This is a genomic window from Donghicola tyrosinivorans, assembly GCF_003003355.1.
GTDB classification, from domain to species: domain Bacteria; phylum Pseudomonadota; class Alphaproteobacteria; order Rhodobacterales; family Rhodobacteraceae; genus Donghicola; species Donghicola tyrosinivorans.
Genome location: NZ_PVTQ01000002.1, coordinates 129,204 through 147,673 on the forward strand (window position 1 = coordinate 129,204; position 18,470 = coordinate 147,673).

23 protein-coding genes are annotated in these 18,470 nt (G+C 59.4%); 19 read left to right on the forward strand and 4 right to left on the reverse strand.

Annotation, left to right across the window (positions count from 1 at the left end):
* Positions 1–39 precede the first annotated feature (39 nt).
* The 19 genes from CLV74_RS03105 to CLV74_RS03190 all read left to right on the forward strand — a co-directional run bounded on the left by CLV74_RS03105 (position 40) and on the right by CLV74_RS03190 (position 14,402).
* Complete coding sequence (locus CLV74_RS03105) at positions 40–735, forward strand: urease accessory protein UreD (protein WP_245888460.1); 696 nt, start codon at positions 40–42, stop codon at positions 733–735.
* Position 736: 1 nt separating this feature from the next.
* On the forward strand, positions 737–1,039 hold the full coding sequence (locus CLV74_RS03110) for an urease subunit gamma (protein ID WP_106262758.1): 303 nt from the start codon (positions 737–739) through the stop codon (positions 1,037–1,039).
* Positions 1,040–1,057: 18 nt separating this feature from the next.
* A complete protein-coding gene (locus CLV74_RS22725; RefSeq protein WP_170107967.1) occupies positions 1,058–1,228 on the forward strand; it encodes a hypothetical protein in 171 nt (56 codons plus the stop codon).
* Complete coding sequence (locus CLV74_RS03115) at positions 1,225–1,530, forward strand: urease subunit beta (RefSeq protein ID WP_106262759.1); 306 nt, start codon at positions 1,225–1,227, stop codon at positions 1,528–1,530. Before CLV74_RS22725 ends, CLV74_RS03115 begins: the two co-directional genes overlap by 4 nt.
* 27 nt (positions 1,531–1,557) lie before the next feature.
* Positions 1,558–2,307 (forward strand): histone, encoded by a 750-nt coding sequence (locus tag CLV74_RS03120; protein ID WP_106262760.1) that lies wholly within the window; start codon positions 1,558–1,560, stop codon positions 2,305–2,307.
* Between the two features lie 16 nt (positions 2,308–2,323).
* Positions 2,324–4,036, forward strand: a complete 1,713-nt coding sequence (gene ureC, locus CLV74_RS03125) for an urease subunit alpha (protein WP_106262761.1) — start codon at positions 2,324–2,326, stop codon at positions 4,034–4,036.
* 128 nt (positions 4,037–4,164) lie between these two features.
* Positions 4,165–4,386: a DUF1127 domain-containing protein gene (locus CLV74_RS03130; RefSeq protein ID WP_106262762.1), complete on the forward strand. Its 222-nt coding sequence runs from the start codon at positions 4,165–4,167 to the stop codon at positions 4,384–4,386.
* A gap of 22 nt (positions 4,387–4,408) precedes the next feature.
* Entirely contained in the window at positions 4,409–4,996 is a 588-nt protein-coding gene (locus tag CLV74_RS03135; RefSeq protein ID WP_106262763.1) for an urease accessory protein UreE, read from the forward strand.
* Positions 4,917–5,624 (forward strand): urease accessory protein UreF, encoded by a 708-nt coding sequence (locus CLV74_RS03140; RefSeq protein WP_170107968.1) that lies wholly within the window; start codon positions 4,917–4,919, stop codon positions 5,622–5,624. The genes CLV74_RS03135 and CLV74_RS03140 overlap by 80 nt, the downstream gene beginning before the upstream one ends.
* The gene (gene ureG / locus CLV74_RS03145) at positions 5,621–6,250 is read left to right on the forward strand and encodes an urease accessory protein UreG (protein ID WP_106262765.1); all 630 of its coding nucleotides are present in this window, start codon (positions 5,621–5,623) and stop codon (positions 6,248–6,250) included. Before CLV74_RS03140 ends, ureG begins: the two co-directional genes overlap by 4 nt.
* Before the next feature lie 87 nt (positions 6,251–6,337).
* Positions 6,338–7,276 (forward strand): ABC transporter ATP-binding protein, encoded by a 939-nt coding sequence (locus CLV74_RS03150; RefSeq protein WP_106262766.1) that lies wholly within the window; start codon positions 6,338–6,340, stop codon positions 7,274–7,276.
* Positions 7,273–8,034 (forward strand): ABC transporter permease, encoded by a 762-nt coding sequence (locus tag CLV74_RS03155; RefSeq protein ID WP_106262767.1) that lies wholly within the window; start codon positions 7,273–7,275, stop codon positions 8,032–8,034. Before CLV74_RS03150 ends, CLV74_RS03155 begins: the two co-directional genes overlap by 4 nt.
* Before the next feature lie 70 nt (positions 8,035–8,104).
* Positions 8,105–8,899 carry a S49 family peptidase gene (locus CLV74_RS03160; RefSeq protein ID WP_106262768.1) on the forward strand — a complete coding sequence of 265 codons (795 nt, stop codon included), beginning with the start codon at positions 8,105–8,107 and terminating at the stop codon, positions 8,897–8,899.
* Between the two features lie 181 nt (positions 8,900–9,080).
* Complete coding sequence (locus tag CLV74_RS03165; RefSeq protein ID WP_245888443.1) at positions 9,081–10,019, forward strand: calcium/sodium antiporter; 939 nt, start codon at positions 9,081–9,083, stop codon at positions 10,017–10,019.
* A gap of 10 nt (positions 10,020–10,029) precedes the next feature.
* Entirely contained in the window at positions 10,030–10,809 is a 780-nt protein-coding gene (locus CLV74_RS03170) for an SDR family oxidoreductase (protein WP_106262770.1), read from the forward strand.
* Positions 10,810–11,108: 299 nt separating this feature from the next.
* The gene (gene uvrC, locus CLV74_RS03175) at positions 11,109–12,971 is read left to right on the forward strand and encodes an excinuclease ABC subunit UvrC (RefSeq protein ID WP_106262771.1); all 1,863 of its coding nucleotides are present in this window, start codon (positions 11,109–11,111) and stop codon (positions 12,969–12,971) included.
* 60 nt (positions 12,972–13,031) lie between these two features.
* Complete coding sequence (gene pgsA, locus CLV74_RS03180) at positions 13,032–13,697, forward strand: CDP-diacylglycerol--glycerol-3-phosphate 3-phosphatidyltransferase (protein WP_106262772.1); 666 nt, start codon at positions 13,032–13,034, stop codon at positions 13,695–13,697.
* On the forward strand, positions 13,694–13,945 hold the full coding sequence (gene moaD, locus CLV74_RS03185; RefSeq protein WP_106262773.1) for a molybdopterin converting factor subunit 1: 252 nt from the start codon (positions 13,694–13,696) through the stop codon (positions 13,943–13,945). Before pgsA ends, moaD begins: the two co-directional genes overlap by 4 nt.
* 4 nt (positions 13,946–13,949) lie before the next feature.
* Positions 13,950–14,402: a molybdenum cofactor biosynthesis protein MoaE gene (locus tag CLV74_RS03190; RefSeq protein ID WP_106262774.1), complete on the forward strand. Its 453-nt coding sequence runs from the start codon at positions 13,950–13,952 to the stop codon at positions 14,400–14,402.
* A 65-nt stretch (positions 14,403–14,467) separates the two neighbouring features.
* Here the strand turns inward: CLV74_RS03190 and trhA are convergent, their stop codons facing one another.
* The 4 genes from trhA to ubiA all read right to left on the reverse strand — a co-directional run bounded on the left by trhA (position 14,468) and on the right by ubiA (position 18,468).
* Positions 14,468–15,115, reverse strand: a complete 648-nt coding sequence (gene trhA, locus CLV74_RS03195) for a PAQR family membrane homeostasis protein TrhA (RefSeq protein WP_106262775.1) — start codon at positions 15,113–15,115, stop codon at positions 14,468–14,470.
* Positions 15,116–15,225: 110 nt separating this feature from the next.
* Entirely contained in the window at positions 15,226–15,549 is a 324-nt protein-coding gene (locus tag CLV74_RS03200) for a hypothetical protein (RefSeq protein ID WP_106262776.1), read from the reverse strand.
* Positions 15,536–17,443 carry an OmpA family protein gene (locus CLV74_RS03205; protein ID WP_106262777.1) on the reverse strand — a complete coding sequence of 636 codons (1,908 nt, stop codon included), beginning with the start codon at positions 17,441–17,443 and terminating at the stop codon, positions 15,536–15,538. Before CLV74_RS03205 ends, CLV74_RS03200 begins: the two co-directional genes overlap by 14 nt.
* Before the next feature lie 62 nt (positions 17,444–17,505).
* On the reverse strand, positions 17,506–18,468 hold the full coding sequence (ubiA, locus tag CLV74_RS03210; protein WP_106262778.1) for a 4-hydroxybenzoate octaprenyltransferase: 963 nt from the start codon (positions 18,466–18,468) through the stop codon (positions 17,506–17,508).
* Positions 18,469–18,470: the final 2 nt, after the last annotated feature.

Here is an 18,470-nt window from a genome sequence, read left to right on the forward strand (position 1 = left end):
CGGATCGTGGATTTGCGCCAGCAGGGGGCCTTGAAGCTGGTGTTTCCCCATCACGCTGCTGGTCGCGCCTGCGAGGCCGTGATGTTGAATACAGCTGGCGGAATCACTGGTGGCGACCGGTTTACCATCGGGGCCAGTGTGGATCGGGGCCAGCTGGTGATGACCACCCAAGCGGCCGAGCGCGCCTATCGCGCCAAAGAGGGTGCGGGGCAGGTGACGACTCATCTGACGGTCGGGCCTGAAGGGCGCCTGCACTGGTTGCCGCAAGAGACGATTCTTTTTGACGGGTCCGCGCTGAAGCGGCGGCTGGATGCGGATTTGCACGGAGATGCCGCGGCGCTGTTCGTGGAAACGGTGCTGTTTGGGCGTCTGGCGATGGGCGAGACCTCGCCCGAGGTCGATTACCGTGAAGACTGGCGCATTCGCCGCGATGGCCGCCTGATATACGCCGATGCTCTGCGGATCAGTGGTGATTCCGGTACGCTGCTGGCACCAGTTGCTGTGGCGAATGGTGCCCGCGCTGTGGCCAGTGTGGTGTACGCCGCCCCCGATGCCGAGGCGCTCGCCGATCGCGCCCGCGATCTGCTGCCCGAACATGCGGGGCTAAGCCTGATTTCCCATGACCTTCTTGCTGTCCGCATGGTTGCGGCGGACGGCTTTGACCTGCGCGCGGGTTTGGTGCCTTTGCTGAAAACGCTTGCCCGCGCAGAACTGCCCAAATGCTGGATGCTCTGACATGAATCTGACCCCCCGCGAAAAAGACAAATTGCTGATCGCTATGGCCGCCGAAGTGGCCCGCAAGCGGTTGGCGCGCGGCGTGAAGCTGAACCACCCCGAAGCGATTGCCCTTATCACCGACGCAGTGGTCGAGGGTGCGAGAGATGGACGCAGTGTGGCCGATATGATGCAGGCCGGTGCCCAGGTTGTGACCCGTGACCAGTGCATGGAGGGCGTCCCCGAGATGATCCACGAAGTGCAGGTCGAAGCCACCTTTCCCGATGGCACCAAGCTGGTGACCGTCCACAACCCCATTCGATAAGACCGACAGGAGATTCCCGTGATCCGTAAACTGACTGTTCTTGCTGCACTTCTTCCTTCTGCTGCGTTTGCACACGGGGGCGAGGCATTCCACATGCATCCTCATGTAGACAGCCCCGTTTGGGCCGTGCTTGCGGGGGTTGCGACTGTCGCGGCGGCCCTTCTGTGGCTGGTGCGGGGGCGCACATGATCCCCGGTGAGATCTTTTGCTGCGATGCAGAAATTATCTTGAATGCAGATGCAGAAACGATCACCTTAATGGTGGCCAACACAGGTGACCGCCCGATTCAAGTCGGCAGTCACTACCATTTTGCCGAAACGAATGCCGCGCTGGATTTTGATCGCGATGCGGCACGGGGGCGGCGTCTTGATATTGCGGCCGGCACTGCTGTGCGGTTCGAACCCGGACAGCGGCGAGAAGTAGCGCTTGTCAATCTCTCCGGGGCAAGACGTGTTTACGGTTTTAATCAGAAAATTATGGGAGAGCTTTAGAAAACCTGCTCGCAAAGGGATTTTGCAATGCTGACGATCACTACCCCTGCTGAAATGACTGCCGCCTCTTTTGCATTCTGGGCCAAAGGTCTGCGGATGCAGCAGGAAATGTTGAAATGTTCGATGCACTTCTGGGATGTCATGTCGCCCTTCGGCCACGTGTCTATTCCGGCAAGCGATGCTGCTTCCGATGCTGTCGCCGAACCCGTCGTGAAGCTGGTTCCCGAGGTCAAGCCGGCGGCACCTGCAAAACCCAAAGCGGCCCCGCGCAAGACCGCTGCGAAAAAGGCGGCCCCCAAAGCAAAAGCCGCGCCCGCACCTAAAGCCGAAGCGGCGCCTGCCAAGGCGGCAGAGGTTGTGACCGAAGCGCCGGTGAAGGCAGCTGAGGCCGCGCCTGCCGAAGCGGCTCCTGCGCCTGCGAAGCCCGCGGCCAAGAAAGCTGCGCCCAAGCGCCGGACGACCACCCGTAAAACTGCCGCAAAACCTGCTACTGCCAAGACCGCAGCCCCGAAAGCCGAGCCTGCAAAGGCAGAGGCCCCGAAACCCGTAGAGACCGCAAAGGCCGAAGCGCCGAAGGCAGAAGCCAAGCCTGCGCCCGCCAAGGCAGAGGCTCCGAAAGCGGCCCCCGCTAAGGCTGAAACGCCCAAAGCAAACCCCGCAACTGTTGCAGCGCCGAAGGCCGCCGATCCGGCAGCCGCCCGTGTTGCGGCCTCGTTCGCCACGCCCACCCGTCAGCCGTCGGTTCCGCCAACCATGCCCGGCGCTGATAAAAAGTAACCATTAGGAGACCTTGATGCCCGCCAAAATCTCGCGCGCGGATCACGCTGCAATGTTCGGCCCGACCACGGGTGACAAAGTCCGACTGGCCGACACGGATCTGATCATCGAAGTGGAAAAGGACCTGACCGGTCCCCACGGTGAAGAGGTCAAATTCGGCGGCGGTAAAGTGATCCGCGACGGGATGGGGCAAAGCCAGATCACCCGTGCGGCAGGCGCGATGGACACAGTTGTGACCAACGCGCTAATCGTGGACCACAGCGGCATCTACAAGGCCGATGTGGGTCTTCGGGACGGCCGCATCGCGGGGATCGGCAAGGCAGGCAATCCGGACATCCAGCCGAACGTCGATCTGATCATCGGCCCTGGTACTGAGATCATCGCGGGCGAAGGGCGCATCCTGACCGCAGGGGGCTTTGATAGCCACATCCACTTTATCTGCCCGCAGCAGGTTGAGGATGCTCTGCACTCGGGTCTCACCACCATGCTTGGCGGCGGCACCGGCCCCGCCCATGGTACGCTTGCCACGACCTGCACCCCCGGTCCTTGGCACATTGGCCGTATGTTGCAGGCCTTTGACGATCTGCCCGTGAACATCGGTCTGGCTGGCAAAGGCAACGCCAGCCTTCCCGATGCGTTGATTGAGCAGGTGAAGGCCGGTGCATGTTCCATGAAGCTGCACGAGGATTGGGGGACCACTCCGGCGGCGATTGACTGCTGTCTGTCGGTGGCAGACGACATGGATGTTCAGGTGATGATCCACACCGATACCCTGAACGAATCCGGCTTTGTCGAAGATACCGTCGCCGCCATCAAAGGCCGCACCATCCACGCCTTCCACACTGAAGGGGCAGGGGGCGGACATGCGCCGGACATCATCAAGGTCTGCGGCGATGCGAACGTCCTGCCGTCCTCGACCAACCCGACTCGCCCCTTCACGGTGAACACCATCGAAGAGCATCTGGATATGCTGATGGTCTGCCACCACTTGGACAAGCGCGTGCCCGAAGATGTGGCCTTCGCCGAAAGCCGCATCCGCCGCGAGACCATCGCTGCCGAAGATATCCTGCATGATATGGGGGCCTTCAGCATCATCGCCTCGGACAGTCAGGCGATGGGCCGCGTGGGTGAGGTGATCATCCGCACATGGCAGACCGCTGATAAAATGCGCAAGCAGCGCGGTCGTCTGGCCGAGGAAACGGGCGAGAACGACAACCTGCGTGTGCGCCGCTATATCGCCAAATACACCATCAACCCTGCCGTTGCCCACGGTATGAGCCATGAGCTTGGCAGTATTGAGGTTGGCAAGCGCGCCGATCTGGTTCTGTGGAATCCGGCCTTCTTCGGGGTAAAGCCTGAAATGGTGCTGGTGGGCGGGATGATCGCCGTGGCGCAGATGGGTGATCCCAATGCCTCGATCCCCACGCCGCAGCCTGTCTATACACGCCCGATGTGGGGCAGCATGGGCCGCGCTGTTGGCCGGAACGCCGCACTTTTCGTGTCCGAGGCGGCCATCGCCGAAGGGATCAAAGGCAAGCTGGGTCTGAACAAGGACCTGTTGGCGGTCAAAGGCTGCCGCGGGATTGGTAAGAAAGACCTCTACCTGAATGACGCCCTGCCGCACATCGAAGTGAACCCCGAGACCTATGAGGTCCGCGCGGACGGCGTCCTTCTGACATGCCAGCCCGCAGAGGTGCTGCCCATGGCGCAGCGCTATTTCCTTTACTGATCAATGCCATTCTGCATTGCGGCAAGTGACATGCCGCTATGCAGAATTAGAAGTATTACCCAGGTGACCAATGCACTACCTTGAATGCCAGGGGGGAAACCCAACCGCTAAACTGAGAGGGTTTTCTAATGGCGATTACTTACACCGACATCCATCACGCAGAGCGTCCTTCGGTCTTCTCGCGTTTCTTCGCAGCAATTGGTCACGCCTATGTGGCCTATGCCAACAGCCGTTCGCGTCTGCCGCAGATCCGCGCACTGGAAGCGAAATCGGACGAAGAGCTGGCAGCAATGGGCGTCAAGCGCGACGAGATTGCACGCTACGTGTTCCGGGACGTGTTCTACGTCTAAGCCACTTGATCGGGGGTGCTGCATGAGCGCCCCTGTCAGAGTGCACCATATCACAAGGGCAGGCGATTGGACCGGTGAGGTCAAAGACCGCCTGACCCTTGATTACTCTGCCCGCTTCCTGCGCCGCAAACTGTTGGTCGCTGATGGCGGAACCGAAGTCCTCGTAGATTTCGCGCAGACCCAATCCCTTGATGATGGCGATGCATTCGAACTGCCCAATGGCGGTTTCGTTCGCGTATGCGCCAAGCCCGAACCCTTGCTGGAAGTTCGGGGGAATCACTTGCCGCGTTTGGCGTGGCATATCGGGAACCGGCACACGCCCTGTCAGATCGAAGATGCGGTGCTGCGAATCCGTCAGGATAAGGTGATGGCTGAAATGCTGTCGCTGCTTGGCGCGGACGTGACAGCGGTTGTCGCGCCCTTCACCCCCGAAGGCGGCGCCTATGGCCACGGGCGGACCCACGGTCACAGTCATCACGACGATCACGACAAATCCCACAGCCATACGGGTCATTCCCATCACCATGATCATGCCCACGATCATGACCACGGGGATCACGATCACCACCATCATCACGGCCACGACCATGATCACGGTCATTCCCACTGATTTGCACAGCCCTGCGCTGTTGCAGATGGCGCAGGTGGTCTCGCCCGCGTTTCCTGTCGGTAGCTTCAGCTATTCCGGCGGGATCGAGGCGGCTGTGGCCCGCCGGATGATCCGTGGACCGGAAGAGTTGCAAGGTTGGCTGGGGACCGTGTTGGAAACCGGTGGTCTGTGGACCGACGCGGTGCTGATGGCTGCCGCCTATCGGGATGAGAACGTGGCCGATCTGGCCCTTGCCCTGATCCCCGCCGCGCCCCGCCGCCAAGAGGCATTGGAAACCGGACAGGCTCTGGTCCGTCATGCGTGTCAGCTATGGCCGGTAACGGTGGCCGAGGCAGCCTATCCGGTGGCTTTGGGGCAACTTGGTAAAGCGATGGACTGGCCCTTGGTGCCGCTGTTGCAGCTGCATTTGCAGGCGCAACTTTCGAACATGGTAATTAATGCGACCCGTGTGATGGCCTTGGGGCAGGCGCGGACGCAGGGGATGATCTCTGACCTGTCGGAACAGGTGCTTGAGGTTGCCAGCAAGGCGGCGACGTCTACAGTCGATGATCTGGGCGGCTTTGCCCCCTTGGCCGATGTGGCAGCGCAATCCCACGAAACTCTTGGAACAAGGATTTTCCGCTCATGACCTCTCCGAACGGACCTTTGCGTGTGGGTATTGGCGGGCCGGTGGGCGCGGGCAAGACCACTCTGACCGCTCAGTTGGCGCGCGCTATGTCGGGTCATTGGAACATGGCCGTCATCACCAATGACATCTACACCCGCGAAGACGCTGAGGCGTTGATGCGGATGCAGGTGCTGCCCTCGGACCGGATTGAGGCGGTGGAAACCGGCGGCTGTCCGCATACCGCGATCCGCGAAGATGCCAGCATCAATCTGGCCGCAGTGGACCGGCTGACCAAGCGCCTGCCGGGGCTAGAGTTGATCCTGATTGAAAGCGGCGGCGACAACCTGTCGGCCACCTACAGCCCTGAACTGGCGGACATTACGATCTATGTGATCGACGTGGCTGCGGGCGAGGAAATCCCGCGCAAAGGTGGCCCTGCCATCACGCGCTCGGACCTGTTGATCATCAACAAGACCGATCTGGCCCCTTATGTGGGTGCCAGCCTTGAGGTGATGGACCGTGACGCGAAACGGATGCGGGACGGGCTGCCCTTTGTCTTTACCAACCTCAAAGCAGGCGAGGGCGTGCAGGCGATCGTGGATATGATCGTGCGCCTTGGCGGTCTGCGCCCCGTGGAAACCGTCTAAGTGCATCTGCGCAGGGCGTAACCTGCGCAGAGAGCGTTTCCGATTTTCCGGCCTTTGCCCTACATATCGGGTAAAGGAGCGCGGAACATGAACGAAATTCTCAGAATCGAAGGTCTGACCAAGACCTATGAGGGCGGTTTCACTGCGCTTGGCGGAGTGGATCTGGACCTGAAAGAAGGCGAGATTCTTGCCCTGTTGGGGCCGAATGGCGCTGGAAAAACCACTTTGATCTCATGTGTTTGCGGGATTGTGACTTCGACCGCGGGGACCATCACCGTGGGCGGGTATGACGCGCAAAAGGAATACCGCAAGGCGCGGATGCTGATCGGTCTGGTGCCGCAGGAAATCCATCTTGAGCCGTTTTCCAAAGTGATCGACACGGTACGCTATACACGTGGTCTTTTCGGCAAGCGTCGTGATGATGCCTATATCGAGAAGATCCTGCGCCAGCTGTCGCTTTGGGAAAAGCGCGACAGCAAGGTGATGCAACTGTCGGGCGGTATGAAACGCCGCGTCTTGATCGCAAAGGCGCTGGCCCATGAACCCCGCGTGCTGTTTCTGGATGAACCCACCGCAGGTGTGGACGTTGAGCTGCGCAAAGAGATGTGGGCTGTGGTCGAAACCCTGAAGGCCAGCGGTGTCAGCATTGTCCTGACCACCCATTACATCGAAGAGGCCGAGGCGATGGCCGACCGCGTGGGCGTCATCAACAAAGGCAAGATCGCGTTGATCGAAGAAAAGTCCAAGCTGATGGCCCGTCTGGGCCGCAAGACCCTGCGGATTGAACTGGATGCGTCTGTCTCGGACATTCCCGCCAGCCTGTCGGATTACAATCTTCGGATCGTCGAAGGGGGCGAGGCGCTGCTGTATGAATATGAGGCTGGCACCAGCAACACCGGCATTACCCGCCTTCTGGCGGGCCTGCGCGATGCGGGGATTACCATGAAAGACCTGTCCACCCGCCAAAGCTCGCTTGAGGAAATCTTTGTGCAGCTGGTCGCCGATCAAGAGGAGACCGCCGCATGAACCTGCTAGCTATCTGGGCCATGTATCGCAGCGAAATGGCGCGGTTCTTCCGGACGCTGGGGCAGAGCTTTCTGTCGCCGGTGATCTCGACCTCTTTGTACTTTGTGGTGTTCGGCGCGGCCATTGGTAGCCGGATCGATGAGGTTGAAGGTGTCAGCTACGGGGCCTTTATCGTGCCCGGTCTGATCATGCTGTCAGTGATGACGCAGGCGATCAGCAACGCCAGCTTTGGCATCTACTTCCCCAAATTCATGGGAACGATCTACGAATTGCTATCGGCCCCTGTGAACTTTCTTGAGATCGTCGTGGGCTTTGTGGGCGCTGCGGCGACGAAGGCGCTGTTTATCGGGGTGGTGATTCTTGGAACCTCGGCCCTGTTCGTGGATTTGCAGATCGCGCACCCGCTAGTGATGGTGCTGTTCTTGCTGCTGACCTGCGTCAGCTTTGCCCTCTTCGGGTTCATCATCGGCATTTGGGCCAAAAACTTTGAGCAGTTGCAACTGGTGCCGCTGCTGGTGGTGACGCCTTTGGTGTTCCTTGGCGGGTCGTTCTATTCGATCAACATGCTGCCGCCCATCTGGCAGACGATCACCATGTTCAATCCGGTGGTTTATCTGGTCTCGGGCTTTCGCTGGTCGTTCTTCGGGATTGCCGATGTGCCGATCCTGACCAGCTTGCTGGCGATCTTGCTGTTTCAGGCCCTGTGCCTCGCGGGGGTCTGGTGGATTTTCCGCAGCGGCTGGCGCATTCGCAGTTAATCGCCCTGTGATGCAAAATTCCTGTGTGCCCGTCCTTGTTTGGGCGGGCGTCACATTCTAAATCAAAGGAATGTTGCACCGAGTTCCATTCATCAAAACACCGCCGCGGGTGGCTGTTGTCCGTTTGTCGGGCGTCATCGCCAACAATCCGCGCGCGCTTAGTGATTCAGGCATCGGCCCGCTGATCGAGCGGGCCTTTTCGCGTGGTAAACCGACCGCTGTGGCGCTGGTGATCAACTCGCCCGGCGGCTCGCCCGTGCAGTCGTCCCTGATCGGCGCCCGCATTCGCCGGCTGGCCGAGGAAAAAGAAATCCCCGTCCATGCCTTTGTCGAGGATGTTGCGGCTTCGGGCGGTTACTGGCTGGCTGCCGCTGCGGATGACATCTACGTGGACAACTGCTCGGTTCTGGGATCGATCGGTGTGATCAGTGCAGGCTTTGGCGCTCATGTGTTCCTGAACCGTCAGGGGATTGAGCGCCGCGTTCACACTGCAGGCAAATCCAAAAGCATGATGGACCCTTTCAAGCCCGAAACGCCCGAAGATGTGGCGCGGCTGGAAAAGATCCTTGAGCAGATCCATGGCGCGTTCATCGATCATGTGAAGACCCGTCGCGGTGACAAGCTGGCCGACAATCCCGATCTGTTCACCGGTGAGGTCTGGATCGGTAATAGCGCGGTTGAGGTCGGGCTGGCTGATGGTGTCGGGCATCTCAAGCCCAAGCTTCAGGAAATCTACGGCGACAAGGTCAAGCTGATCCCCTATTCGCGCAAGCGCAGTCTTTTTGGCCGCTTTGGCGCGCAGATCGTTGAAGACGCAGTCACCGGCATTGAAGAACGTGCGGCCTACGCGCGGTTCGGTCTCTGACGTGTTGATTAAAGCAGTCACCCTGTTTCTGGTCGGCATCATTGTGCTGGCCATGTTCGGCAAAGGCTTTGTCGGGCGTCGCCTGAAAAGCGCGAAATGCCCCCGTTGCGGGCGCTACAAGATCGGAAGCGGGCCCTGCGCCTGTTCTCGCAGAAAGGGTTAAATTCCTATGGAATGGTTAATGGCGGCACTCGGCCTGGTGATCCTCATTCTGGCCGGAGATTCGCTTGTGAAAGGTGCTGTGAATCTGGCGCTGCGTCTGGGGATTCCGGCGATGATCGTCAGCTTGACGGTGGTGGCCTTTGGGACCTCGGCGCCGGAGTTGCTGATTTCTATCAAAGCCGCGCTTGAGAACGTGCCGGGTATCGCGCTGGGGAATGTGGTTGGCTCGAACACAGCGAACGTGCTGCTGGTGCTGGGTATACCCGCAATCATTGCCGCGATGCACACTGCGGAATGTGACACCCGCAAAAGCTATCTTCAGATGCTGGCGGCGACGGTGCTGTTCATCGGGCTGGCGTTCATGGGCACCTTCAACTGGATCAGCGGTCTGATCCTGCTGGCTGGTCTGGCGCTGATCCTTGGCTCGGCTATTCGCGATGTGATGGCCCACAAGAATGGCGCAGCAGCCGAGGCAGAGGTTCTGGAAGAGCTGGAAGGCGCAGATGACTCGATGCCCGGATGGCGTGTGGGTATCTATCTGGTGCTGGGTTTGGTGGGCCTGCCGCTGGGGGCCGATATTCTGGTGGATAACGCGCAGATCATCGCCAAAGACTATGGGGTTTCCGACACGGTTATCGGTCTGACTTTGGTGGCGGTTGGGACATCCCTGCCGGAACTGGCGACGACCTTTATGGCGGCGCTGCGTAAGCAGACCGATGTGGCCTTGGGCAACGTGATCGGCTCGAACTTCTTTAACCTGCTTGCGATCATCGGTGTCGCCTCTCTGATCCACCCGATCGAGGTTGCGTCCGAGTTTTTGACCTTTGATCTGTGGGTGATGCTGGCGGCGTCGCTGCTGCTTGTGCCTTTCGTGTTTCTCAAGTGGAATATCACGCGGCTCTGGGGCTTTGTGTTCAGCGGCCTATATGTCGCCTATGTTGTGGCGGTGATCAGCTAAGAGGACGGAAATGACAGCAGCATTGGTAACCGGAGCAGGCAAGCGTTTGGGCCGTGAGATGGCGTTGACGTTGGCTCGGAATGGATACGATGTGGCTGTGCACTACGCCTCAAGCCATGAGGCCGCCGAAGAGGTGGCCGCAATGATCCGCGCGATGGGCCGTAAGGCTGAGACAGTGCAGGCGGACCTTCTGGATGAGACGCAGACCCAGACCCTTGTACAGCGCGCCAGCGCCGCGCTGGCGCAGCCTTTGACCTGTCTTGTGAATAACGCTTCGATCTTTGAGCATGACACGATTGAGACCGCCACGCGGAACAGTTGGGACCGCCATATGGAAAGCAACTTGCGTGCTCCCTTCGTGCTGACCCAAAGTTTTGCAGAACAGGCACCCGATCCATTGCGGGATTCGAACGGTGAGCCAATAGCGCAATCTATGGTTGTAAATATGATTGACCAAAGGGTCCATAAGCTGACCCCCGAATTTATGTCCTACACGATTGCAAAAATGGGCCTCTGGGCATTCACCCAGACGGCGGCTCAGGCGTTGGGGCCGAAGGTTCGGGTCAATGGGATCGGGCCAGGCCCCACTTTGCGCGGTGGACGTCAGAGCGAACAGCAGTTTTCGCAACAGCGTTCCAAAACGATACTCGAAAGAGGGGCTGACCCTAATGATATTGCTGCTGCACTTTTGTATTTTTTACACGCCAAGGCGGTGACTGGTCAGATTCTCTGCGTAGACGGGGGCCAACATCTGGCTTGGCAGACACCTGACGTTATGGGTACCGAATAGCCCTTCGGATATGAATTGAAACCATAGTTTTGCACCTTCGTTAAGCGTGTCACGGGACTGTCGTAAAAACACCATGTAAATCAGGGTTTTGCGAAAGGTTCATAAAAGTTGTTATTAAAATCAAGGGCTTAATTTAGTGCCTAAAAATTAGGCATCTTCACGAAGTGGTAATAAAACAAGGAAAATTCCACGATACTCAAAGTTTGCCCACTGAGTTATCCACAGAAACAGTGGAAACCTTTACCCTTGAAGTACCCGATTGTTCATTGCAGCGACGGGGGGAATCAACGGACGGAACCATGACTGACGCGCCAGAGCCCGTATTAGGCCATTCTGTAATTCAGGATTATCTGAAAACGCTCGACGCTTCGCCGGGCGTTTATCGCATGTTGGACTCGGAAAGCCGTGTGCTCTACGTGGGAAAAGCGCGGAATCTGCGGGCGAGGGTATCGAATTACGCCCGCCCTTCGGGGCATAGCGGGCGCATCGCGCGGATGATTTCCGAGACCGCCAGCATGATGTTTCTGACCACGCGGACAGAGACAGAGGCGCTGCTGCTAGAGCAGAACCTGATAAAACAGCTTAAACCTCGCTACAACGTATTGTTGCGGGACGATAAGTCATTTCCCAATATCGTGGTAACCAAGAACCACGCCTTTCCGCAGATCAAAAAGCACCGTGGTAAAAAGACCGAGAAGGGCGCCTATTACGGTCCTTTTGCCAGCGCGGGGGCGGTAAACCGGACGTTGAACCAGCTGCAAAAGGTGTTCTTGCTGCGCAATTGCACGGATGCCGTGTTCCAGTCCCGTACGCGGCCTTGTCTGCTGTACCAGATCAAACGCTGCGCGGCGCCTTGTGTGGGCAAAGTCTCTGAGGCGGAATACGCCGCGCTGGTCTCGGACGCTGAACGCTTCCTGTCGGGGCGCAGCACCAAGGTTCAGGAAGAACTGGCCGCCCAGATGTCCGAGGCAGCCGAAGCGATGGAGTTCGAGCGCGCCGCTGCCTTGCGTGACCGTATCCGTGCACTGACACAGGTGCAGACTGCGCAGGGCATCAACCCCCGCACCGTGACCGAGGCCGACGTGATCGCGCTGCATATGGAAAAAGGGCAGGCCTGCGTGCAGGTCTTCTTTATTCGCGCGAACCAGAACTGGGGCAACCGTGACTTCTACCCGCGTGTGGGTAGCGAAGAGGTGTCCGAGGCCGAGGTGCTGCAAGCCTTCCTTGGGCAGTTCTATGACCAGAAGGAACCGGCGCGTCAGGTGATCTTGTCCCATGGGATCGAAGATGATGACCTGATGTGTGAGGCCCTTTCTGAAAAGGCTGGCCGCAAGGTCGAGATCATCGTGCCCCAGCGTGGTGAGAAGGCCGAACTGGTGGAAGGGGCCTTGCGCAACGCGCGGGAAAGTCTGGCCCGCCGGATGTCCGAAAGCGCGACGCAAGCCAAGCTGCTGCGCGGTCTGGCCGAGGCCTTCCAACTGGACGGCCCGCCCGAACGGATCGAGGTCTACGACAACAGTCACATCCAAGGCACCAACGCCGTGGGCGGCATGATCGTGGCGGGGCCGGAAGGCTTCATGAAGAACCATTATCGCAAGTTCAACATCCGCGGCGAAGACCTGACGCCGGGCGATGACTTTGGCATGATGAAAGAGGTTCTGACCCGCCGCCTGCAACGCCTGCAAAAAGAAGATCCCGACCGGACCAAAGGGCTGTGGCCCGATTTGCTGCTGATCGACGGCGGTGCAGGGCAGGTCAGTGCTGTCCATGAAATTCTGGTTGAACAGGGCGCTGAAGACGTGGCGATGGTGGGCGTCGCCAAGGGCGTGGACCGCGACCACGGCAAGGAAGAGTTCCACCGCTTTGGCGAGCGTCCCTTTGCTCTGCGTCACAATGATCCGGTGCTGTATTTCGTGCAGCGTCTGCGTGATGAGGCGCACCGCTTTGCCATCGGCACCCACCGCGCCAAGCGGGCCAAGTCTATGTCAGCCAATCCTCTGGACGATGTCGCGGGCGTGGGAGCGACCCGCAAACGCGCTTTGCTGGCCCATTTCGGCAGCGCCAAAGCGGTCAGCCGTGCCAATCTGGCGGACCTGAAAGCGGTGGAAGGTATCTCGGATGCACTGGCCGAGGCGATCTACGACCATTTCCATGAGAAATAGGTCGCGCAAGCCATGCTGAGACAGCTTTTCCTGCCCGCAAAACATGGCTAAACAACCTCTATGATGTGGACTGTGCCCAATATTTTGACTGTACTTCGCCTACTGGCTGCTCCGGCGCTGGGGGTGATGTTCCTGTATTTCACGCGGCCTTACGCGGACTGGTTTGCTTTGGCGCTGTTTGTCGGCGCCTCGGTGACCGACTGGTTCGACGGCTATCTGGCGCGTGCGTGGAAACAGGTCAGCAAGATGGGCGCAATGCTGGACCCGATCGCCGATAAGGCGATGGTCAGTGTGGCTTTGCTGGTGCTGGTCAACAGCTCTCAGGTGGCGGGCTGGATTCTGCTGCCGTCGGTGCTGATCATGTTCCGCGAAGTCTTTGTCTCGGGCCTGCGGGAGTTCCTTGGCGACACCGCCGGAACGCTCAAGGTGACCAATCTGGCCAAGTGGAAAACCACCGTGCAGATGGTGGCGATTTCCGTGCTGTTTGCCCAAGGTATCTTCCAGCACTATTTCATTGCGGGCAGCTGGGGCATGGATCCGGCAATGGTCGAGGCCGTGCTGTCCGGTGCGGAAAACGATCACGGCGGGCTTGTCTCTATGTATCAGGGTATGGTCTGGTCGGGCTACGCGGGTATTGCCTTGCTGTGGCTGGCGGCGGCTTTGACGCTGATCACCGGTCTGGACTATTTCCGCAAGGCAATGCCCTACCTGAAGGAGGGGGCATGAAACTGGACGTGATGTATTTCGCTTGGGTGCGCGAGCGGATCGGTATTCCGCGCGAAACCATCGAGACCGAGGCAACCACCGTGGCCGAACTGGTCAAGGAACTAAGCGCCCGTGAAGAGCGCTATGAGGTGGCCTTTAGCGATCTGGACGCCCTGCGTGTCGCCGTGGATCAGGACCTGACCGACTTTGACGCCGCTATCTCCAATGCCCGCGAGGTGGCGTTCTTTCCGCCGATGACGGGGGGCTGAGCCCATGCGGATTTCCGTGCAAGAAGCCGCCTTTGATGCGGGCGCCGAGCTGAACGCGTTTCAGGCGGGCAAAGTGGATATGGGCGCTGTGGTCAGCTTTAGCGGCATCGTCCGCGATCTGCCCGAAGCGCCTTTGCGCCATATGCTGATCGAACATTACCCCGGGATGACTGAACGCGCCCTGACCAAGATCGCAGAAGAGGCCATGTCGCGCTGGAACCTTGGGGATGTGCTGGTCATTCACCGCTTTGGCCAGATGGCCCCCGGTGATCAGATCATGATGGTCGCCACTGCCAGCCCGCATCGGAAAGATGCCTTCGCGGCGGCGGATTTCCTGATGGACTACCTCAAGTCTCGCGCGCCTTTCTGGAAGAAAGAAGTGACTGCGGACGGGGCCGACTGGGTTGCCTCAAAGCAAGAGGACGAAGACGCCCTCAAACAATGGGAACAGGATTAGGGGCGCATAAGGCGCCCCATTTTATTGGGCTGCGATGTTCCACAAGTTGGCGGGGAAACCAGCAACTACCATTGTGTAGAGAGTGCGATCCAGACGCCCGCAAACATCAGCGCTCCGCCAATGTTGACCCATGTGTGCCATATCGCATACCGGAACGGCATCGATTTTCTAGCGTAAAACACTGTCCCGACGACGTAAGCTGCTGATCCCGCCAGAATGCACCACAGCGCCGTGACAGAGACATTTGTGAGGTCAGGCAGGGCACCCAGCCCGATGGCACCTAACCCGAGGTAGGATGCCGTAGACCAGCGCGACTTGACCGTTTCGTTGGTGATCTTGTTCCAGACGGCCAAGGCTGTCAGCCCCCAGCACACCCATAGCAAGGCCATGGTCCACGTCGTGCCCGCCAATACAAAGAAGGGCGTGAACGTCCCTGCAATGCTGGGATAGATTGCAGCGTGGTCGATGCGTCGCAATAGCGTGCGCCGGTGGTGCAACGTCAGAAAGTGATATGCACAAGAAGCTAGATTAGATGCCAGCGCGCAAAGCACATATACCACAACCGCCACAACCAGCTTGGTTTCGAGATCGTGGATTGCTTTAGAAACTAGTATTCCGCCGGCCAAAAGGATCGCAAGCAGCCCGACCGCATGAACCGCGATATCGGCATGACGATGAGATTGGACAGGGCTTGGATATGTCGCGGCCGTCATCTTGATCCTGAGCAAAAGTTTGTCAGGCGCTACCTTCAGGCGCACGCAAAGTCCATGTTTACGGCGCGTCAGACACTGCCGCTGAGAACTGTGACGGCTTTCCGTTCCGCTTACCGTTTCTGGTTCCGGATGTACTGGCGCAGTTCTTCGGTTTCCTGACGGGCGTCGCGCAAGCCGTCCATAGCAGCGGACAGTTCCGCCTCGGCCTGTGCCAATTGGTTGGTCAGGTCAGCCTCGCGCTGTTGCAGGTAAGTGATTGCCTGATCGCGGGTTTCTTCTGCCTCGTGCAGTTCGCGGGCCAGACGTTCCAACTCGCTGACATCGTCCTTGGAGACACGGGTAAAGCGGTGCACCAGCCAATGAGAGAACCAGCCGATCATATAGGCCACGAACAGAATAATAGCGGTGGCAACAATAAACTCAGTTCTGTTCATCGGTCGGCTCGTCCTCGGTCTGCGGGGCTGCGTCTTCTTCTGCGCTGCTTGTGTCGTCGGTTTCAAGTGCTTCTTCCGCTTCTAGCGCGGTTTCGGCAGTGTGCAGGCGGAATTCGATCCGGCGGTTCGCCTCGCGGCCTTCTTCGGTGCCATTGTCGGCGATGGGGTTTGCCTCGCCAAAGCCGATGGCCACAAAGTCCGCCACACGAACGCGGTGCGACATCAGATAGTTCAGAACCGATTGGGCGCGCTGTTCGGACAGCTGCTGGTTCATGGTCTCGCGGCCCTGACTGTCGGTGTATCCGGCGATCTCAAGCGGGAAGGGGGGGCAATCGGTCAGCAACTCGACAATCTTCTCCATCGTGTCCTGCGACGCGGCCGAGATGTTGCTGGAACCCGGATCGAAGGTGATCTTATTCGCGCTGTTCAAGGCGCGGATGTCGGAGATGCATTCGTCAGGCGTCGGGATGTTCTTCAGCGGGTCCAGTTCCTCGACATAGCGGACGCGGATCGCAAATTCCGCACCTTCACCCAGTTTTTCCGACAGGATACGGGCGACGTCGGCGCGGGCGCTTTCAAAGCCGGTGTTGCCTGCCACGGTAATCTTTTCGGGGGTGACGGTCACAGTGCCGTCGTGCAGGCGGGACAGGGCCTCGATCCCCGCCAGAACGCGCAGGGACCAGCCAGCGGGTGTTTCCGCGTCCAGACGGGCCTGCATATCCACAGCCTCGGCACCAAATCGGGCGCGGGCGTAGCTTTCGGTGGTCTTGCGGCTAAGCTCATCGGTGATGCGGCCTTGGATCAGCAGCTTGCCTTCTTCGTCCAGCGCGGCGGTGAATTCGATCGGGCCGCCTGTTGTCTCTTCGGTCTCAACGCGGGTGGCGTGCAGGGTGAAAGCCTCGGGCAGGCTGTTTTCCAGACGGCCCACCACGCGATCAAAGGTGGCCGCATCCGTGTCTGCATCGGCGATCAGGCTGATGTCCGCGTCCGAGATGGTAAACGTGCCGGTGCCGATTTCGTTCAAGCCACGGATCATCCGTTCGGCAGCTGCGGCCCATTGGATCGAAGGCGAACCCAGACCAACCGTACATAGCGAACCTGCGGTCACGCCCGCGGCTTCGGCCGCCTTCAGAATGCGGTCACGGGATTCGCTGGTGTCGGCGGCGCAGGCGTCAAAGCGTGCGCCTTCGGCATCCTTCACAAACCGCAAGGTGAAGGGAGTGATTACGGGACGGGGCGCGGTGATATCCAGCTCGACCTGAAGGCCAGAGGGAACATCGCGCAGCAGTTCGGTTTCCAGACGGCGCTTTTCGGCGGCACTGTCCGAGATCGCCTTGACCAGCACATGATCGGCCGCAATCGAGATTTTCGAACGCGGCACAGAGCCAAGCGCATCGATGGCGTAATCGACAGCTGGTTGCCACAGGGCAGGGGCATCATAGTCGGCGGTTTGCAGCAGGTCGGTGACCGAGCCTTTGGTGATCCGCTCAACCTCTTTCAGCAGGTCTTCGCGATCCATCTCTTCGGGAATCAGGCCAATCAGCGTGGTGCCGGAATCGTTGCGCAGCACCTCGATCGAAAAGCGCGGCGCGGTGATCTCATGGGGCTTTAGCACTTCCATCCGGTCGATGACGCGGGCACCATCCACAATCTTGGCAGCGGCATTGATCGCAGAAAAACGGCGGGCCTCGCTGGGGGCGGTGCCGAACAGGCGCACTTGCAGGCCGTCGGCCTCAACCTCGACCCAGTCCTGCCCCGCATCGCTGAGGGCCATCGCAACGCCGGTTTCGGAATATTCCTCAATCTTCGTGGCGGCCAGAGAGGCTCCGAAAAAGCAAAGAACGCCGGCTGTGCAGAGAATCGCCAGAGTAATCACTAAAGAACTAAGCCGCATGGACCTTCCTTCCGTCCTGAAGATGTGCCCGAAGGTCTATGGCCTTGCGGGCGCGGGATCAATCAAGTGAAAAGTGCGACGGCGAAAAACAGCACAGGCAACAGTCCGGTGTCCCGATTGGCGCGGAACAGGAACAGGCAGATGTCGGGGTCGTTGATGTCCAGTTTGCGCAGTTGCCAGATCATATGCCACGCAGCGGCCCAAGGGGCACCGATGGCCAGCGCAAGGGTCAAAACATTGGCGTTCGGCAGGGCGAAAAGGACAGACGCGGCCATAAGAATAACGCTGATCAGCATGAACAGGCGCAACCAGCGGGGACTGTTTTCACCAAAGAGGCGGGCTGTGGATTTCACCCCGATCAGGGCGTCATCCTCGGTGTCCTGATGGGCGTAGATGGTGTCATAGAACAGCGTCCAAGCCATGCCCGACAGATACAGCAGGAACGCAGGCCAGCCGATATCTCCGGTGACAGCCGCCCATGCCAGCAGCGCACCCCAGTTGAATGCGATGCCCAGAAAGATCTGTGGCCACCAGGTGAATCGCTTGGCAAAGGGATAGACCGCCACGGGGGCCAGCGACATCACCCCTAGCATGATCGCCAGCGGATGCAGGGTCAGCAGCAGGCCAAAGGCGATTAGCGCCTGAACAGCCATCCAGACGGCCGCTTGTTTCACCGTGACCTGCCCCGAAGGGATGGGGCGCGACTTGGTGCGGGCGACCTCGGCATCGAACTTGCGGTCAGTGATGTCGTTCCACGTGCAGCCTGCGCCGCGCATCAAGAACGCACCAATCGCGCAGACCACCATTACCCAGATCACATCGGGTCCAAAGCGGTCCTGACTAAGCGAGGCCAGCAGCGCCGACCAAAGACATGGCAACAGCAGCAGCCACGTTCCCGCTGGACGGTCGGCTCGGCTAAGGCGCAGATAGGGCTGTGCAAATCGCGGCGCCAGCCTGTCCACCCAATTGCCAACCGAATCGGCAACCTGGCCCGTGGCCTCTGGTGCATTGTTCTTTGCGGGCATAA

Coding starts and splice junctions, on each gene's coding strand:
- CLV74_RS03110 (WP_106262758.1), top strand. CDS start 737: ATGAATCTGACCCCCCGCGAAAAAGACAAATTGCTGATCGCTATGGCC.
- CLV74_RS03115 (WP_106262759.1), top strand. CDS start 1,225: ATGATCCCCGGTGAGATCTTTTGCTGCGATGCAGAAATTATCTTGAAT.
- CLV74_RS03120 (WP_106262760.1), top strand. CDS start 1,558: ATGCTGACGATCACTACCCCTGCTGAAATGACTGCCGCCTCTTTTGCA.
- ureC (WP_106262761.1), top strand. CDS start 2,324: ATGCCCGCCAAAATCTCGCGCGCGGATCACGCTGCAATGTTCGGCCCG.
- CLV74_RS03130 (WP_106262762.1), top strand. CDS start 4,165: ATGGCGATTACTTACACCGACATCCATCACGCAGAGCGTCCTTCGGTC.
- CLV74_RS03135 (WP_106262763.1), top strand. CDS start 4,409: ATGAGCGCCCCTGTCAGAGTGCACCATATCACAAGGGCAGGCGATTGG.
- CLV74_RS03140 (WP_170107968.1), top strand. CDS start 4,917: ATGCCCACGATCATGACCACGGGGATCACGATCACCACCATCATCACG.
- ureG (WP_106262765.1), top strand. CDS start 5,621: ATGACCTCTCCGAACGGACCTTTGCGTGTGGGTATTGGCGGGCCGGTG.
- CLV74_RS03150 (WP_106262766.1), top strand. CDS start 6,338: ATGAACGAAATTCTCAGAATCGAAGGTCTGACCAAGACCTATGAGGGC.
- CLV74_RS03155 (WP_106262767.1), top strand. CDS start 7,273: ATGAACCTGCTAGCTATCTGGGCCATGTATCGCAGCGAAATGGCGCGG.
- CLV74_RS03160 (WP_106262768.1), top strand. CDS start 8,105: ATGTTGCACCGAGTTCCATTCATCAAAACACCGCCGCGGGTGGCTGTT.
- CLV74_RS03165 (WP_245888443.1), top strand. CDS start 9,081: ATGGCGGCACTCGGCCTGGTGATCCTCATTCTGGCCGGAGATTCGCTT.
- CLV74_RS03170 (WP_106262770.1), top strand. CDS start 10,030: ATGACAGCAGCATTGGTAACCGGAGCAGGCAAGCGTTTGGGCCGTGAG.
- uvrC (WP_106262771.1), top strand. CDS start 11,109: ATGACTGACGCGCCAGAGCCCGTATTAGGCCATTCTGTAATTCAGGAT.
- pgsA (WP_106262772.1), top strand. CDS start 13,032: ATGATGTGGACTGTGCCCAATATTTTGACTGTACTTCGCCTACTGGCT.
- moaD (WP_106262773.1), top strand. CDS start 13,694: ATGAAACTGGACGTGATGTATTTCGCTTGGGTGCGCGAGCGGATCGGT.
- CLV74_RS03190 (WP_106262774.1), top strand. CDS start 13,950: ATGCGGATTTCCGTGCAAGAAGCCGCCTTTGATGCGGGCGCCGAGCTG.
- trhA (WP_106262775.1), bottom strand. CDS start 15,115: ATGACGGCCGCGACATATCCAAGCCCTGTCCAATCTCATCGTCATGCC.
- CLV74_RS03200 (WP_106262776.1), bottom strand. CDS start 15,549: ATGAACAGAACTGAGTTTATTGTTGCCACCGCTATTATTCTGTTCGTG.
- CLV74_RS03205 (WP_106262777.1), bottom strand. CDS start 17,443: ATGCGGCTTAGTTCTTTAGTGATTACTCTGGCGATTCTCTGCACAGCC.
- ubiA (WP_106262778.1), bottom strand. CDS start 18,468: ATGCCCGCAAAGAACAATGCACCAGAGGCCACGGGCCAGGTTGCCGAT.